We start from the raw sequence: 14,670 nt of genomic DNA on the forward strand, positions 1-14,670 counted from the left end.
CTCCCCCAGACGCGATATCCCCTCGAAATCCGTGCAAGATGCAACCGAAGAAAATCGCCAGGTGTGGAGTCTCCCACGGTCCACTGCACCGGGCTTTTTCCTCGTTGTGACTGTTCTTGCACTCCGATCGCGTCAGTATCATACATCACCAGTATGATTCGCATCTTCGATGATTGAACTCCCAACTCCCACCTGTAGACATCATTACTCACGTCCCCACCACACCGCAAGCCACCAGCGAAGCCTCCGCAGGGATATCCCCGCGCCAACGCGGCCTGCCGGCGGAAAAATTCTTTACTGGAGCAGGTTTCCGGAGAAACAGATCGGCCGTCCTCCCTCAAAACCACAAGCGCTAATATCGGACCTACCGCATACCTGATCACGAATGGCTGATCTCCTGAGTTTCGCGCTGCTGAGTTTCTCTTCGATCCTCATCGTAGTGAACCCGCTCGCAGCCACCCTGATCTTCGTCTCTCTCACGGGCACGATGGACCAGGCGGCAAAGCTCAGGGTCGCACGTGACGCAAGCCGGTTCGCCCTGATTATCCTGCTGCTCTTCACCGTCGCAGGCGGCTGGATCCTGCAGCTCTTCGGCATCTCTATCGAGGCCTTCCGCATCGCCGGCGGCCTCCTCCTCTTCGGCATAGGCATGGACATGGTCTACGCAAAGACCTCCCGGACGAAGATGACCGCTACCGAGAAGTACGAAGGGCAGGACGCGGACGACATCGCCGTCATGCCGCTCGCAATCCCGATGATCACGGGGCCCGGCGCCATCACCTCCGCAATCGTGCTGATGAACGAGGCGATGGGCATGAGCGTCGCCGCAATTGCCGTCGTGCCGATCGCTGCCGTTGCGGCCATCGGGATGACCTATTACATGATGCAGAACGCCGACATCATCGTCCGGCGCATCGGCCAGCGGGAGTACCGCGCCGTCAACCGGCTGATGGGTATGCTCCTCATCGCGATCGCGGTCCAGTTCATTCTCATCGGCATCAGAACCGCCTTCCCCATACTTACCGGAGGTTTTGCATGACACCCGACCTTACGCTTCCCGGAGCGGCCCTGATCAGCACCTGCATCATTGCAGGCGGGATCCTCATCGGGGCACAGATGTTCGCTGTAGAAGTCCCGTTCGCCCCGTACGTCATGGTGGCACTCGCTGTCCTCGTCGTCCTCGGCGCCGTCATGCTCGTTCTCTCCTGCAGGGGCCGGGACATGAGCCCGTCCTGACGATGACGAAGATAGCGCTTGCCCAGGTTGCCGGCGGCGGTGAGAGACCGGCCGGGATGCTTGCGGCGGCCGGCCGGATGGCCGGGGAGGCCGCAGCAGCGGGAGCATCGCTCATCTGTTTTCCCGAGCAGTTCGTGACCGGATGGTCGCCGGAGGTCCCGCAGGGTTCCGGCGAGCCCCTGGACGGCCCGCTCACCGCCGCATTCGGACGGATTGCACAGAATAGCGGCATCGCAGTCGTGGGATCGATCGTCGAAACGATGCCGGGGCGCCGGCCCAGAAACACCGTCGTGGTGCTCGGTGCAGACGGCGGAGTCCTCGCCACCTACGCGAAGATCCACCTCTTCTCACCCGAAGGGGAGGACCGCAACTACACCGCAGGCGACCGGATCGCCACGTTTACCGTCGACGGGATGACGTTCGGGATTGCCGTCTGCTACGACCTCCGGTTCCCGGAACTCTTCCGCATCTACGCGCTCGCCGGGGCAGAGTGCGTACTGGTGCCGGCCGCATGGCCCTGCCGCCGGCTCCCTCACTGGGAAATCCTGCTCCCCGCACGGGCTCTCGAGAACCGGTACTACGTGGCCGGGGTCAACACGGCCGGGGGACAGGACGAGGTCTACTGCGGAGGGTCGCTCGCCGCCGACCCGGACGGCACCGTTGTTGCCCGGGGCGGGAACGGCACGGAACTCCTCTTCGTCAATGTCGACCCGACAGCGGTTCATGAGGCCCGATCAGGACTCCCCTCACTTTCGGACCGCAGAAGTGACCTTTATCACAGACTGCTCTCCAAACTGTAGAGATATCCCATGCGGGGTGACCAGCATGTATCGCTCAGTCTCGCCACGGCAGCACTTCTTATCGCTCCCTGGGCCACCGTCATCGACCCGGCCGCGATCGCCGTCATTCTCTTCGGCGTCTTCGTCGGATCGCTAGCGCCGGACGCCGACGCCGTCGACGCAGCGATATTCAACGGCAGGATAGCCGGCGCGAAAGGGAAGAGAGGGCAGGTCGTAAACGGCTTTGCCGTGGTGCTTCCGGTCTTTGGGTATACCATCAGATACCTCATCTACTACCCGCTCTCCCTCGTATTCATGCTGCTTCTCCGGAAGAGCTACCGGCACCGGCACCGCGGGCTTCTCCACTCGTTTTCGGGTGTCGGGCTGACCGCCCTCGTTCTCTCGGGTTACCTGGCGCTCGTCCTCACCTGGTTTGGGGTGCCTCTCATGCTCCTTCCGGCTTTCGGGTGCGCGTTCTTTGCAGGGTGTGTCCTCCACCTCGTGGAGGACACCTGCACGCCGGCCGGCGTCGCCTGGCTCTACCCCTTCTCCCGGCGGCGGATGGCAGGCCGCGTCCGGACGCAGGGGCTCCTCGAGATGCGTCCGGCAGCCTTCACCATCGTGCTCGCGGCAGCGGCGGCCGGGATGCTCGTCGCACCGTTCGTGACCGCCGCGTCACCCGAGAGACTCGGGCATCTTGCACTCGTCGGCACCCCCTCCCTCTGGCTGCTCTTCATGCTCGTCTCCCGCGTCCGGCGCGAGCAGCGGAAGCGTTGAAGCGGCCGGTTCCAATCCCCCGATACCATACCTATACGTATCCGCGCGATCAACGATTTTCTATGTACCGTCTCGTCTGCGTTCATTGTGGTGCAACCTACACACCGGACCAGATCATCTATACGTGCAACCACTGCGGACACCTGCTGGCCGTCGAATACGACATGGACAGCATCGACGTCTCCCGGGATGAATGGAACCGGCGTCCCCTCTCGGTCTGGCGCTATCGCGAACTCCTCCCGGTCCGGGGCGAACCGATCTCCCTCCGGGAAGGAGGCACCCTGCTCTACCACCTGAAGGCCATCGGCAGGGAACTGGGTCTTCCCGAACTCTACGCCAAACACGAGGGGATGAACCCGACCGGGTCGTTCAAGGACCGCGGCATGACCGTGGGCGTCAGCATGGCCCTCGAACTCGGGATGAAGACCGTCGCCTGCGCGAGCACCGGGAACACCTCCGCAAGCCTCGCTGCCTACGCCGCGAGAGGGGGCATCCCCTGCGTCGTCCTCCTGCCTGCGGGGAAGGTGGCTCTCGGCAAGGTCGCGCAGGCGCTGATGCACGGTGCGCGGGTCATCTCCATCCGCGGCAACTTCGATAAAGCGCTCGAGATGGTACACGAGCTCTGCATCAGCCAGGGCCTTTATCTCTTAAACTCGGTCAACCCCTATCGCCTGGAGGGGCAGAAGACGATCGGGTTCGAGGCGATCGACCAGCTCGGCGGCGAGGTGCCCGACCGGATGGTCCTCCCCGTCGGAAACGCAGGCAACATCTCCGCAGTCTACAAAGGGCTCCGGGAGCTCGAGGCGCTCGGGTTCATCGACCGGCTGCCGATGATGACCGGCATCCAGGCTGCCGGCTCGCAGCCGGTGGTGAAGGCGATCGAGCAGAATCTCGAGGTGCTGGTCCCGGAGTCCGCGCCCGAGACCGTTGCGACCGCGATACGGATCGGCGCCCCGGTGAACGCAGAAAAAGCGCTCGTCGCCATCCGCGCGACCGGCGGGACTGCGGCGGCCGTGACCGACGAGGAGATCCTCGCGATGCAGCGGGATCTCGCGAGGAAAGAAGGCATCGGGGTCGAACCCGCCTCGGCGGCATCGGTCGCCGGAATACGGAAACTTGCCGAACTCGGCCTGATCGATAAGGATGAGCGGATCGTCTGTGTGGTGACCGGTCATCTCTTAAAAGATCCCGAAACTGTGGTACGACAATGCGAGCCTCCAATCGAGATCGACGCGGACCTGTCCTCGCTGCTCTCTGCCTTGCGCTGATCCTGATCTGTGCTCCGGCGGCGGCACAAGAGGCCGTCATCCGGGTACTCCCCGACGGCACCGCCTACGAGGCATCGGTCGAGGTCATGGGGAGCGAACATGCCTTCTGGACCCCGGGCATGATGGGTGAGCGGGTCCCGCTCCAGGTCGAGGAACTCGAGGTGCTCGGCCCTTCAGGCCCGATCGAGTATCGGGAGACAGGGAGGGGCGTCATCGCCTTCCCGGAGGGGAACTACACCATCACCTACCGGGCTCTCGTGAGAGACAACCGCCTTGTCGCGGCCTTCAATACGCCGTATGCCGTAACCGTCACCCTTCCCGAGGGCTTCGACGTCAGAAACCCGCTCATCGGCATGGTCAGCCCCGGCGCCGTGATCTCTACCGGGCCGAACGGGACCACGGAGATCGCCTGGGACCGGATGACAGTCGTGGAGGCCCGCTTCTACACCCCGGATCGCGAGATCCTGCTCACCACGTTCGGCACCATATGGCTCGCGGTCGCGCTTGTCCTGATCCTCCCGCTCATCATCTCGCGGAGGAAAGAGGGCGAATGATCGAGGTCGTCGCCGCATCGTTCCTGATCGGGTTCTCCGGGGCCGCGTCGCCCGGGCCCATGACCGCTTCGGTCATCGGCCTCGGGTCACGGCAACCCGGGCGGTTCGTTGCGGGGCTCATCGCAGGGCACGGCATCCCCGAAGCCGTGATGGTCGCGGCCATAGCCTGCGGTGTGCGCGACATTCCATACATCAATATTATTGCTCTCGTCGGATCGGGCGTGCTCGCCGTGCTCGGCGCCATGCAGTTTCTCCGTGCGGGAGATGCCGTCGTCGTGAAGGAGGAGGCACGGACGCCGGTCGCCTTCGGGGCGGCCTGCACGCTCGGCAACCCCTACTGGTGGGTCTGGTGGCTCACGTTCGGCGTCGGATTCCTCGCGCTCCACCCGTCGTTCGTCGAGTTCTACGTCGGGCATATCGGCGCAGATATCGTCTGGCTCGGGCTTCTCGGCTTTGCCGTCTCACGGGGGGCGAACGTTCTCGGCGTCCATTATAAAAAAGTGGTGCAGGCGAGCGGACTCGCCATGGTTCTCTTCGGGCTGTACTTTATTCTGACGATTCTTTTCGCTTGATGTCGATGCCGAACCGCTCTGCGTTGGCATCGGCGACCGCCTGGATATTCGCGATCATGTCATCCTGCCGGGCAGGCTTGAAGAGGTGCCGGAAGCGCTTCTGCTTTGCGAGGTACTCCTCGACGGGTTTGCGCCTTACCTTCTTCGCCTTCTCCACCTGCCCATTGACTAACTCGTAGTTCACCCAGAGGCCGGTCTCGATGGCGAGCTTGGCCATGTTAAGCGTCTCGCCGGACTCAAAGCCCCATCCCGTGCAGCAGGGGGTGTGCACCTGAATGTAGCAGGGGCCGGGAGTGTTGATCGCCCGCTCGACCTTCTGCATGAAGTCGTTCGGGTAGGCGATCGAGGCGGTCGCGACGTAGGGCGCACCGTGAGCCGCGAGGATCCCGGGCATATCCTTCTTCTGGTGCAGGTTTCCGGGCGAGCACTTCCCTGCCGGGCTCGTGGTGGTGCTTGCGCCGTAGGGTGTCGCGCCCGACCGCTGGATGCCCGTGTTCATGTAGGCCTCGTTGTCGTAGCAGATGTAGGTGATGTCGTGGCCCCGCTCGAAGGCGCCGCTGATGCAGAGCACTCCGATATCGAACGTGGCTCCGTCGCCGGCGACACAGACGACCTTTTCGCTGCGTCCCTGCCTCTTTAACGACGCTTCGATGCCCGACGCAACCGCTGCAACGTTCTCGAAGAGCGAGTGGATCCAGGGAACCCCCCATGCGGTCTCCGGATAGGGCGTGGAGAAGACCTCCATGCACCCCGTCGAAGCGGCCAGGATGACGTTCTTTCCGGTCGCCTTGAGGAGGAGACGGGCCGCAAGCGCCGGGCCGCACCCTCCGCACGCCCGGTGTCCGGCCGAGAAGAGTTCGCATCCTCCCCCTTCTACCTCAGCCATTCAGAGCACCTCCGTCCGTAGTCCATAGAACATATCTCCTTTTCCCTTCTCGGCGAGATCGACGATCGCGGCGATGTCCTTCTTCCGCACGTCGCGCCCGCCGAGAGCGATGATGTAGTCGTATACGGCCGCACCGGAGCCGTAGAGCGCCGTCTTCACCTCGATGCCGACCGCTCCGCCGTTGCCGAGCGAGATGTTCTTGTCGAGCACCGCCACCGTCGAGACATCTTTGAGCGCATCCGCGATCTCCTGAGCAGGGAACGGCCGGTAGGTCCGGATCTTCAAGAGCCCGACCTTCCGTCCGTGCTCGCGCATCTCGTCGATGGCGTCCTTCGCGGTGCCGCAGATGGAACCCATGGCGACGAGCGCGGTATCGGCGTCCTCGAGACGGTAGCCCTCGACGAGCGCGGAGTAGTCCCTGCCGAACTGTTCGCCGAACTCACGCCCGGCCTTGATGAACGCTTGCTTGGCACGCTCCATCGCCCGGTCGACTTCGTACCGGAACTCCATGTAGTACTCCGGCGTCGCGTACATCCCCAGGCTCAGGGGATTTGCGGCGTCCAGCCGCTGGTACGGGCTAAAGGCCGGCAGGTAGGCGTCCACCTCCTCCTGAGTGGGGAGAGCGACCGGCTCGTAGGTGTGCGTGAGGATGAACCCGTCGAAGCAGACGAACGCCGGAAGGAGGATGTCGTGGTCTTCACAGACCTTATAGGCGATCATGTGGAGATCGGCAGCCTCCTGGTTGTCCTCCGCGTAGAACTGCAGCCACCCGGAGTCGCGCAGGGATATCGAGTCCTGCTGATCGTTCCAGATCGAGAGCGGCGCGCCGAGAGACCGATTTGCGATCGTCATCACGATCGGCTGGCGCATCCCCGCCGCGTTGAAGCAGACCTCGAACATCAGGGCAAGTCCCTGGGACGTCGTTGCCGAATAGACCCGGGAACCCGCCGCACTCGCACCGAGGCAGGCGGAGAGGGCCGAGAACTCGCTCTCGACCGTGATGTACTCGGCATCGATCTCACAGTTCGCCACCATCTGGGCAAGGTCTTCGACGATGTGCGTCTGCGGCGTGATGGGATAGGCTGCGATCACCTGCGGGCGGCAGCGCTTTACGATCTCGGCCACCGCATGCGATCCTTCCATAAACTCCAGCATTATTTCTCCTCCTTCTCCATCCGGATGCCTTTCTTCGGGCAGATCTCCACGCAGAGGCCACATCCCTTGCAGTAGTCGAGGTCGGGCTCGAACGTGCCCTCCTCCGTCTCGTGGACGCACCCCTCCGGACATACCAGGGCGCACATGCCGCATTTCGTGCACTTTTCAGGCTCAAAGACCGGTTTGAAGACCCGCCAGGCGCCCGTCTTATTCTCAAGAGCCCTGCCCGGAGCAGCGGCGCAGCCGACCCGCAGCGCCATTACGCGGCACCCCCGACCTGGTTATACGCGCGCTCCGCTGCTTTGACGTTTTTGTCGGCCATGCTCCCGGAGAACCGGCTCCGCAGCGCATGTGCGAGCGGCTCCAGCTTGATCTCGCCGGTGGCTGCGGCGAAAGCACCCATCAGGGTCGTATTGGTGATGGGCACACCGAGTTCTTCGAGCGCGATGGTGGTCGCATCGATGGTGTAGACCCTGACGCCCTCCGGAACCCGGGAATCGAAGTCGGGCTTCTCGGTGTTGACGATGGCGATGCCGCCTTCTTTCATGCCCTTAAAGACATCCACATCCCCGATCAGGGTCGGGTCCTGCACAATGATGTAGTCCGGCTCGTATATCTGGCTGCGCAGCCGGATCTTTTCATCGCTGAAGCGGACGAACGCCTGAACCGGGGCGCCCCGCCGCTCCACGCCGAAAGCCGGGAATGCCTGGGCATACACGCCACCCTCGAATGCCGCGAAAGCGATGAGTTCGGCGGCGGTCACGGAACCCTGGCCGCCCCTGCCATGAATGCGTAACTCTCTCAAACAAAAACCCCCTTTAAATCTTAATGATTAATAATATAAATACCCGGCACCAACAGGGCGCGCCGGAGCCGTGAACGTGCCAAAACATCTGTTGCCCCCCAGAGGACATAATTATTGCCGGTGCCGGGAGAGGGGGAGCGGAGGCGCGGAGACTGCCGCCGCTCACTGTACGTTTGCAAGGCGGCTTTTGAGTTCCTCGGGGGTGCAGTGCCGCACCTCCATCAGGGCGGAGACGACCGCGTCGGAGAAGACCAGTGCCGCGGTCTCAAAAAGGGTCCCGAGTGGGGCGAACGAACCGGAGATCGACCGGTACTGTCCGGTGAGCTGGCGGATCTCGAAGTCGCGCGGGATATCCGCATCCTTGAGCCGGTTGTTCCCGATCTCGACGATGCAGTCGGCCATGCGCCCGATATGCGAGTCGGGCGTCGATGTAACGAGGCAGATCTCCCCCCCCGATCTCCCGGGCGGTCTCGCACGTGTCCACGACCGACCGGGTCTCGCCCGAACCCGAGAACGCGACAAGCACGTCTTCCGGCCCGAACGCGGGCGTGATCGTCTCGCCGATGACGTAACTTTCAAACCCGAGGTGCATCAGCCGCTGGGCAAACGCCCGCGCGACAAGACCCGATCGCCCGGCGCCGGCCAGATAGATCCGTTTTGCGCTGAGGATCTCATCGAGAAACTGGCCCGCGCTCTCGAGGTCCATGGCGCGTGTAGTCTCTTCGAGACGCGACGTCATCAGGAGCATGAGATCGGCGATACTGGGGCAGTCCGACTGCATGTTTGTCCCTCCTCTTTTCAATCCACTATACTACCCGGCACAACATAAAAGAGTATGAAACCGAAGGCGCTTACTGCCGGTTTGCCCGGGCGGGCCTACCGCTCCACCGCGAGCCCGAGGATCCCGGTTGCTCCCGAGAAGACATCGCGGGCGATCCTGGCGAGGCCCCGGGCGGCGCACCACTCGTCGTAGACGGCGACTTTCCGGGCGAGGAGGGCCTCCACCCCCGGCGCGATGGCGGGCGCCATGGAGCCGGCGAGGGCGACTTTCGCGCCGGGGTTTATGAGAAGCATCGCTGCGCATTCCATCGCGGCAAACATGGCCATTGTCTCCACCCGTAGATCGGGGGGCACCGTATAGTTCAAACCAGCGTGGAGGAAGGCGTCGTTCGCCGTGGATTCGCCCCGGTCGATACGGCGGATGGCGTCAACGTCGAGAGCGCCGTGCCGGGTGCCGGGCGCGAAGATGCAGGCGTCGAACGCACCGGTGATCCGGCCGCCGGTCACGAGGAGGGTGACGGTGTTCGAGCTCGCGTCGCAGACCACGACGTCGTTCCCGAGGTCGTGCACGACCTCGTACAGGATCCCGATCTTCTCGGGGCTCGCCTGGTGGGAGTAGGCCTTGAACCGCGGATCGGTCGGAGATCCGCGGTGCAGCCCGGGGACCACGACGGCGGGGAGCCCGCTCTCTTTAATCTCGTCGTAGACCCGGGTGCCGCCGCCGATGTGCTTGCCGGCACCCTCCCGGGAGATGACGCCGCGGTTTTTGACTTTCCCGATATCGGTTACGGCCGAGATGCCGTCGCCCATCGAGTAGCAGACGGCAATACCCTCGATCTCGTCGAGCGGGGAGAGGCGGGCAAGGTCGCCGGCCGAAAAGTGCCTGGCCTCTTCACGGGAGATCTTGAACACCTCTTTGCCGGTGGAAAAACGCATCGCGGTAGTGCCGTGGTCGATGCCGATGAACATGATATAGCGCGTTGCACCCCGGGGAAGAAGTAAGTTTTCGGATCGCCCCGTAAGAGGAGACGGGAATCAGGCCACGCTGCCCTGATAGCGCCTCTTCGTGCATTCCACCGCGCCGACGACGGCGAGACCCACAATGAAGAAGAGCCAGCCGCCGGCAACCATGTCCCCGGCCGCAGCCCCTTTCTCCCAGAGCATCCTCGCCGAACCGAGCATCAGCCCGGTGAGCAGGGCGAGCATCGCCCCGTGGTAGGTCGCGAGGAGGTACTTGAGGGCTTTCGTGAAGAGGAGGAGGCCGGCAACACCGCCGGCGACGTAGGCGAATATCTCGGGGAGAGAGAAAGCCCGGAGCGCCTCAAGCATGAACTCGTACTGGTTGAGGACGAGGGTTATGTAGGCGCCCGATACCCCGGGGAGGATCATGGCGCAGAGCGCCGCCATCCCGGTGAGGAAGAGAACCGGCAGGGAGTGGCCGACGTCGAGGTGCCCGAGGCCCCCGAGGAGGTACCCGGCGCCGGTTCCGATTGCGAGGAAGGCAAGGGTTGCCGCGTTGTGCGAGCGGATCTCAAGGAATATGGCGACCGCAGAGGCGATGATGAGGCCGAGGAAGAAGGAGTAGGTCTCGACCGCATGGCTGGCGAGGAGGGAGAGAATCACCCGGGACATCAGGAGGAAGGCGGTACCGATACCGGCAATGAGGACGACGAGGAACGGGATATCGATCTTCTCGAGATCTGCCCGGAGAGAGCCGAAGTCCCCCCTCGCGAGGTGTTTTACCGAGGCAGGGTCGATGCTGCCGATGGCCCCGACCAGCCGCTCGTAGATGCCGGTGATGAGGGCGATCGTCCCCCCCGAGACGCCGGGAACGATATCGCAGGCTCCCATCGCGAGACCGCGGAGATAGATCCCGGCGTGTTCCCGGATACCCGGGCGCAGGCTCATGGTTTGGCTCCGTTGCGGTTATCATCGAACATAAAAACCCGGCTTTGTGGGCTGACGGCGGCCAGAGACCCGCCGGCCCTGCAACAGGTGCATGCCTCTCTCAATCGGACAACTCCTTGTGGTTCATCATATGTCGGAGACAATCATGAAAAATATGCCCCGATCGAAGGTATCGGATCGTGGAGTGAACCGGGTACGGGCATTAACCTTTCTCCGTGTTGAACTCCCCTGCATGTGCCGGATGAAGGGGGCTTTTTCCCCGCCTCACCCATAAGTAAACCCTATAGCGTGAGAGGGACATTACTCTATGATGTTCTGTATCGTAACGGGCGGTGCCGGTTTCATCGGTTCGCACGTCGTCGACGCCCTGGCCGCGGCGGGAGACGATGTGCTGATCATCGATGACTGCAGTGCGGGCACCGAGATGAACCTCGCGCACCACACGGTGGGCGGGCGGGTCACTTTCGTCAGGCAGAATCTGCTCGATGACGGCTGGCAGGAGCGATTTAAAGGTGCAGACCGGGTCTACCATATCGCCGCGGACCCCGACGTCCGGCAGAGCGCCGTGACCCCGGACTCCCAGATCAGGAACAATATCGTCGCGACGCACCGGGTGCTCGAGGCGATGAGGGCGCACGGCGTGCCGGAACTGGTCTTCACCTCGACCTCGACCGTCTACGGCGATGCCGCCGTCATCCCGACGCCGGAGACTTACACCCCGCTCGAACCGATATCTGTCTACGGTGCGACGAAACTTGCCTGCGAGGCGCTCATATCGTCTTACTGCCACTCGTTTGAGATGACGTCCTGGGTCTACCGGTTTGCAAATATCATCGGTGAGAGGAGCGGACACGGCGTCATCTCCGACTTCATCCGCAAACTCCGGGAAAACCCGCAGGAACTCGAGATCCTGGGCGACGGCAGGCAGACGAAATCCTACCTGGAGGTCGGGGAGTGCGTCCGCGCCGTGCAGTTCGGGATCGAGCACTCGCGCGACCCGGTGAACACCTTCAACATCGGCTCCGAGGACTGGATCGACGTCGTCAGGATCGCCGATATTGTCGCGGAGGAGATGGGTCTTTCCGGCGTACGCTACCGGTTCACCGGCGGAGCGCGGGGCTGGGTCGGCGACGTGCCCAGAATGCAGCTCTCGGTCGAGAAACTCAAGGATCTTGGCTGGCGGTGCGCCACCACCTCGGAAGAGAGCGTCCGGACAGCGGTCCGCGCCATGCTCGGGTAGAGAGGCACGCCCCCCTATCCGGGCCGAAATTTTAGGCATTACCAGGGCTGCACAGGGTTCACATGAAGTACATCATCATTCTCGGGGACGGCATGGCGGACGAGCCGCTTGCCGAACTGGGGGGCAGGACACCCCTCGAATACGCAGAGATACCGAATATGGACAGGATCGCCCATGAGGGGCGATGCGGGATGCTCCGGACCGTGCCGGAAGGATTCGAGCCGGGGAGCGACGTCGCGAACCTCTCCATCCTGGGCTACGATCCCCGTACCTCCTATACCGGGAGGGGGCCGCTTGAGGCGGCCAGCATGGGCATCGATCTCGGGGAGGGGGAGATGGCCTACCGGTGCAACCTGGTCACGATCCGGGGCGGCGTGATGGAGGACTTCAACGCCGGGCACATCTCGAGCGCCGAGGGGGCCGAACTCTTGCGCGATCTCGACGCTCTGCTCGATGGCATCCGGGTCTACCCGGGGATCAGCTACCGGAACCTGATGACCGTCCCCCGCGCGCGCGGCGCCGTCACCACCCCGCCCCACGATATCGTCGGTCAGCCGATCACGGAGTTCCTCCCGCGCGGAGACGACGCCGAACTCCTCCGCGAATGCATGGAGCAGGCACGCGAGGTCTTTGCCGGCCACCCGGTCAACCGCCGCCGCCGGGAGGAGGGGAAGACCCCGGCAACCGAGATCTGGCCGTGGAGCGGCGGGAAGAAGCCGTCGCTCGCGCCCTTCCGCGAGAAGTACGGCCTTGCCGGAGGGGTGATCTCCGCGGTCGACCTCCTGGCCGGCATCGCCCGCCTTGCCGGGATGGAGGTGATCCACGTCCCGGGCGCCACCGGGTTCACCGACACCGACTACGAGGCGAAGGCCCGGTATGCGGTCGACGCCCTCGACCGCCTCGACTTCGTCTACATGCACGTCGAGGCCCCCGACGAGGCCGGGCACATGGGGAGCGTGGAGGAGAAGGTGCGGGCGATCGAGCGGCTCGACGAGGCGATCGGGATCGTCCTCGACCGCCCGGATACGGCCGTCGCGGTCCTCCCCGACCATCCGACGCCGATTCGGTGCAGGACCCATACCGCGGACCCGGTGCCGTTCGCGGTGCTCGGGAAGGGGAGGGACGATGTTGCCGCGTTCTCCGAGCGCGAGGCGAGAGAGGGTTCGTTCGGGCTCATGGAGGCTCCTGACTTCCTGTCCCTGTTCTTTTCACCGTGAACCGCCCCGGATGAGGGCGGATTTTCCGGCACCATCTTTTTGTAGTCTCCATGTACAACGCTACCCAAGGACATGGAACCCCTGACGGCAGACAGTATCGTCGAGAAGATACGGGAGATCGAGCAGGGCGTGGGAAGGCTCTCCCCGCTGCAGAAGGTTCTCATCGGGACCGACGGGTCGGTGACCGGCCTGCTCGAGATGGCGACGGGCCATCCCGTCACCATCACCACCCTGGTGCAGGATGTCGTCGCCGCCGATACCGAGGCGGCGGCGGCACTCGATATCGAGCAGGGCGATGAGGTCAACTACCGTGTCGTGGAGCTAAAAGACGGCGTAACGGGAGAGGTGCTCATCTATGCGGTCTCCTGCACCCCGCTCCGGCGGCTTGCACCGGAGTTCAGGCAGGACCTCATGCGGGCCGATATCCCCATCGGGAGGATTCTCCGCCGCCACCGGATAGAGTCGCGCCGGGAGATCACCGATGCCCGCGTCATCCGCGCCGGTACGAACCTGGCCCGGACGTTCAACGTCCACCGGTGCGAACCGATGCTCTCGCGGAAATACCGGATCATCCACCGCGAGGAGCCGTTGATCGCTATCGAGGAGATCTTCCCCTGCACGGCGTTTGCGGACGAGATCAGGGTGCTGGTCGACGCCCCGTCACGGATTCACATCACCCTGCTCGATATGAACGGCACCTCGGGCAGGGTGGACGGCGGGGTCGGGGTCACCCTCGACGAGCCCGGGTGCGTGCTCGATGCGCGGAAAGCCACGGGGATCGAGGTTCGCGGCGGCGACGAGGAGGCACGCCGCAGGGTTGCCGATGCGGCCCGGGCGGCGAAGGAGACGCTCGGACTCCCCGGGGGTGCGGAGATCGCCCTGCATGCCACCGCACGGCAGCACGCCGGACTCGGGAGCGGGACGCAGATTGCCCTCGCTACGGCCGCCGCCCTCTGCCGGCTTTACGAGCGGGACGTCTCCGTATGCGACCTTGCGAAGGCCGTCGGGCGCGGCGGGACCTCCGGCATCGGCACGGCGGCGTTCGACCAGGGGGGGTTCATCCTGGACGGCGGGCACCGGCTCGGAACTCCTGAAGGAAAGCAGGACTTCCGCCCCTCGGCGGCATCGCGGGGCGTCGCGCCCCCGCCGGTTCTCGCCAGGCACCGGTTCCCGGAGGACTGGCGTATCCTGCTCGTGACCCCGGATACCAGCGCAGGGGCGCACGGGGGAAGGGAGGTCGACATCTTCCGCACACACTGCCCGGTGCCGCTCAATGAGGTGCGGGAACTCTGCCACGAGGTGCTCATGCGGATGATCCCGGGCCTTGTCGAGCACGACCTCGACCTCTTCGGTTCGGCGATCAACAGGACACAAACTCTTGGGTTCAAAAAGGTCGAGGTGGCGATGCAGCACCCGGTCGTCTCCGCGCTCCTCAAGGCGACGGTGCAGGCCGGCGCCGCCGGTGCGGGCCTGAGCTCGTTCGGGCCGACGGT

The 14,670-nt window shown here is 64.1% G+C and carries 18 protein-coding genes and 1 pseudogene; 10 read left to right on the top strand and 9 right to left on the bottom strand.

The genetic code is table 11. The features are described from left to right. Positions 1-212: hypothetical protein (locus BRA62_RS08235; protein WP_292366090.1), on the bottom strand; the 212-nt coding region annotated here is incomplete at its 3' end. A 173-nt stretch (positions 213-385) separates the two neighbouring features. Here BRA62_RS08235 and BRA62_RS08240 point away from each other — a divergent pair. From BRA62_RS08240 to BRA62_RS08270, 7 genes are all read left to right on the top strand, one after another. Continuing rightward, positions 386-1,039: a MarC family protein gene (locus tag BRA62_RS08240; RefSeq protein ID WP_292366091.1), complete on the top strand. Its 654-nt coding sequence runs from the start codon at positions 386-388 to the stop codon at positions 1,037-1,039. Continuing rightward, a complete protein-coding gene (locus tag BRA62_RS08245; RefSeq protein ID WP_292366092.1) occupies positions 1,036-1,236 on the top strand; it encodes a hypothetical protein in 201 nt (66 codons plus the stop codon). The genes BRA62_RS08240 and BRA62_RS08245 overlap by 4 nt, the downstream gene beginning before the upstream one ends. A gap of 2 nt (positions 1,237-1,238) precedes the next feature. After that, positions 1,239-2,036 carry a carbon-nitrogen hydrolase family protein gene (locus BRA62_RS08250; RefSeq protein ID WP_292366093.1) on the top strand — a complete coding sequence of 266 codons (798 nt, stop codon included), beginning with the start codon at positions 1,239-1,241 and terminating at the stop codon, positions 2,034-2,036. A 9-nt stretch (positions 2,037-2,045) separates the two neighbouring features. After that, positions 2,046-2,792, top strand: coding sequence for a metal-dependent hydrolase (locus BRA62_RS08255; protein ID WP_292366094.1), 747 nt, complete (start codon positions 2,046-2,048; stop codon positions 2,790-2,792). A 62-nt stretch (positions 2,793-2,854) separates the two neighbouring features. Then, positions 2,855-4,060, top strand: coding sequence for a threonine synthase (gene thrC / locus BRA62_RS08260; protein WP_292366095.1), 1,206 nt, complete (start codon positions 2,855-2,857; stop codon positions 4,058-4,060). Beyond that, a complete protein-coding gene (locus tag BRA62_RS08265) occupies positions 4,000-4,614 on the top strand; it encodes a DUF5803 family protein (protein ID WP_292366096.1) in 615 nt (204 codons plus the stop codon). Before thrC ends, BRA62_RS08265 begins: the two co-directional genes overlap by 61 nt. Beyond that, positions 4,611-5,186, top strand: coding sequence for a LysE family translocator (locus tag BRA62_RS08270; protein WP_292366097.1), 576 nt, complete (start codon positions 4,611-4,613; stop codon positions 5,184-5,186). Before BRA62_RS08265 ends, BRA62_RS08270 begins: the two co-directional genes overlap by 4 nt. Here BRA62_RS08270 and BRA62_RS08275 read toward each other — a convergent pair. The 8 genes and pseudogenes from BRA62_RS08275 to BRA62_RS08305 all read right to left on the bottom strand — a co-directional run bounded on the left by BRA62_RS08275 (position 5,161) and on the right by BRA62_RS08305 (position 10,720). Then, positions 5,161-6,072, bottom strand: a complete 912-nt coding sequence (locus BRA62_RS08275; protein WP_292366098.1) for a thiamine pyrophosphate-dependent enzyme — start codon at positions 6,070-6,072, stop codon at positions 5,161-5,163. The two genes, BRA62_RS08270 and BRA62_RS08275, sit on opposite strands and share 26 nt — an antisense overlap. Then, positions 6,073-7,227 carry a transketolase C-terminal domain-containing protein gene (locus tag BRA62_RS08280; RefSeq protein ID WP_292366099.1) on the bottom strand — a complete coding sequence of 385 codons (1,155 nt, stop codon included), beginning with the start codon at positions 7,225-7,227 and terminating at the stop codon, positions 6,073-6,075. Then, positions 7,227-7,487 carry a 4Fe-4S binding protein gene (locus BRA62_RS08285; RefSeq protein WP_292366100.1) on the bottom strand — a complete coding sequence of 87 codons (261 nt, stop codon included), beginning with the start codon at positions 7,485-7,487 and terminating at the stop codon, positions 7,227-7,229. The genes BRA62_RS08280 and BRA62_RS08285 overlap by 1 nt, the downstream gene beginning before the upstream one ends. Continuing rightward, entirely contained in the window at positions 7,487-8,032 is a 546-nt protein-coding gene (locus BRA62_RS08290; protein ID WP_292366101.1) for a pyruvate ferredoxin oxidoreductase subunit gamma, read from the bottom strand. Before BRA62_RS08290 ends, BRA62_RS08285 begins: the two co-directional genes overlap by 1 nt. Before the next feature lie 162 nt (positions 8,033-8,194). Next, on the bottom strand, positions 8,195-8,434 hold the full coding sequence (locus BRA62_RS12750; protein ID WP_331519785.1) for a hypothetical protein: 240 nt from the start codon (positions 8,432-8,434) through the stop codon (positions 8,195-8,197). A 109-nt stretch (positions 8,435-8,543) separates the two neighbouring features. Beyond that, a pseudogene (locus tag BRA62_RS12755) lies at positions 8,544-8,813 on the bottom strand (6-phospho-3-hexuloisomerase); the annotation flags it as partial. A 95-nt stretch (positions 8,814-8,908) separates the two neighbouring features. Next, positions 8,909-9,781, bottom strand: coding sequence for a methanogenesis marker 12 protein (locus BRA62_RS08300; protein ID WP_292366102.1), 873 nt, complete (start codon positions 9,779-9,781; stop codon positions 8,909-8,911). Between the two features lie 66 nt (positions 9,782-9,847). Beyond that, the gene (locus BRA62_RS08305; RefSeq protein WP_292366103.1) at positions 9,848-10,720 is read right to left on the bottom strand and encodes a DUF368 domain-containing protein; all 873 of its coding nucleotides are present in this window, start codon (positions 10,718-10,720) and stop codon (positions 9,848-9,850) included. A 307-nt stretch (positions 10,721-11,027) separates the two neighbouring features. Between BRA62_RS08305 and BRA62_RS08310 the strand changes: the two genes are divergently transcribed. The 3 genes from BRA62_RS08310 to BRA62_RS08320 all read left to right on the top strand — a co-directional run. Next, positions 11,028-11,960, top strand: coding sequence for an NAD-dependent epimerase/dehydratase family protein (locus tag BRA62_RS08310; RefSeq protein ID WP_305066659.1), 933 nt, complete (start codon positions 11,028-11,030; stop codon positions 11,958-11,960). Positions 11,961-12,022: 62 nt separating this feature from the next. Continuing rightward, complete coding sequence (locus BRA62_RS08315) at positions 12,023-13,177, top strand: cofactor-independent phosphoglycerate mutase (protein ID WP_292366105.1); 1,155 nt, start codon at positions 12,023-12,025, stop codon at positions 13,175-13,177. 72 nt (positions 13,178-13,249) lie between these two features. Next, positions 13,250-14,670, top strand: a 1,421-nt coding sequence (locus BRA62_RS08320) for a beta-ribofuranosylaminobenzene 5'-phosphate synthase (RefSeq protein ID WP_292366106.1), incomplete at its 3' end; no start/stop codon positions are given.

The organism is Methanoculleus sp. UBA208, assembly GCF_002498065.1.
Classification (GTDB): Archaea; Halobacteriota; Methanomicrobia; order Methanomicrobiales; family Methanoculleaceae; genus Methanoculleus.

Excerpts from the sequence above, each read along its gene's own strand:
- BRA62_RS12750 (WP_331519785.1), bottom strand. The coding sequence starts at position 8,434 with ATGGCCGACTGCATCGTCGAGATCGGGAACAACCGGCTCAAGGATGCG.
- BRA62_RS08310 (WP_305066659.1), top strand. The coding sequence starts at position 11,028 with ATGATGTTCTGTATCGTAACGGGCGGTGCCGGTTTCATCGGTTCGCAC.
- BRA62_RS08280 (WP_292366099.1), bottom strand. The coding sequence starts at position 7,227 with ATGCTGGAGTTTATGGAAGGATCGCATGCGGTGGCCGAGATCGTAAAG.
- BRA62_RS08245 (WP_292366092.1), top strand. The coding sequence starts at position 1,036 with ATGACACCCGACCTTACGCTTCCCGGAGCGGCCCTGATCAGCACCTGC.
- BRA62_RS08285 (WP_292366100.1), bottom strand. The coding sequence starts at position 7,487 with ATGGCGCTGCGGGTCGGCTGCGCCGCTGCTCCGGGCAGGGCTCTTGAG.
- BRA62_RS08255 (WP_292366094.1), top strand. The coding sequence starts at position 2,046 with ATGCGGGGTGACCAGCATGTATCGCTCAGTCTCGCCACGGCAGCACTT.
- BRA62_RS08270 (WP_292366097.1), top strand. The coding sequence starts at position 4,611 with ATGATCGAGGTCGTCGCCGCATCGTTCCTGATCGGGTTCTCCGGGGCC.
- BRA62_RS08315 (WP_292366105.1), top strand. The coding sequence starts at position 12,023 with ATGAAGTACATCATCATTCTCGGGGACGGCATGGCGGACGAGCCGCTT.
- thrC (WP_292366095.1), top strand. The coding sequence starts at position 2,855 with ATGTACCGTCTCGTCTGCGTTCATTGTGGTGCAACCTACACACCGGAC.
- BRA62_RS08240 (WP_292366091.1), top strand. The coding sequence starts at position 386 with ATGGCTGATCTCCTGAGTTTCGCGCTGCTGAGTTTCTCTTCGATCCTC.
- BRA62_RS08305 (WP_292366103.1), bottom strand. The coding sequence starts at position 10,720 with ATGAGCCTGCGCCCGGGTATCCGGGAACACGCCGGGATCTATCTCCGC.
- BRA62_RS08275 (WP_292366098.1), bottom strand. The coding sequence starts at position 6,072 with ATGGCTGAGGTAGAAGGGGGAGGATGCGAACTCTTCTCGGCCGGACAC.
- BRA62_RS08265 (WP_292366096.1), top strand. The coding sequence starts at position 4,000 with ATGCGAGCCTCCAATCGAGATCGACGCGGACCTGTCCTCGCTGCTCTC.
- BRA62_RS08300 (WP_292366102.1), bottom strand. The coding sequence starts at position 9,781 with ATGTTCATCGGCATCGACCACGGCACTACCGCGATGCGTTTTTCCACC.
- BRA62_RS08250 (WP_292366093.1), top strand. The coding sequence starts at position 1,239 with ATGACGAAGATAGCGCTTGCCCAGGTTGCCGGCGGCGGTGAGAGACCG.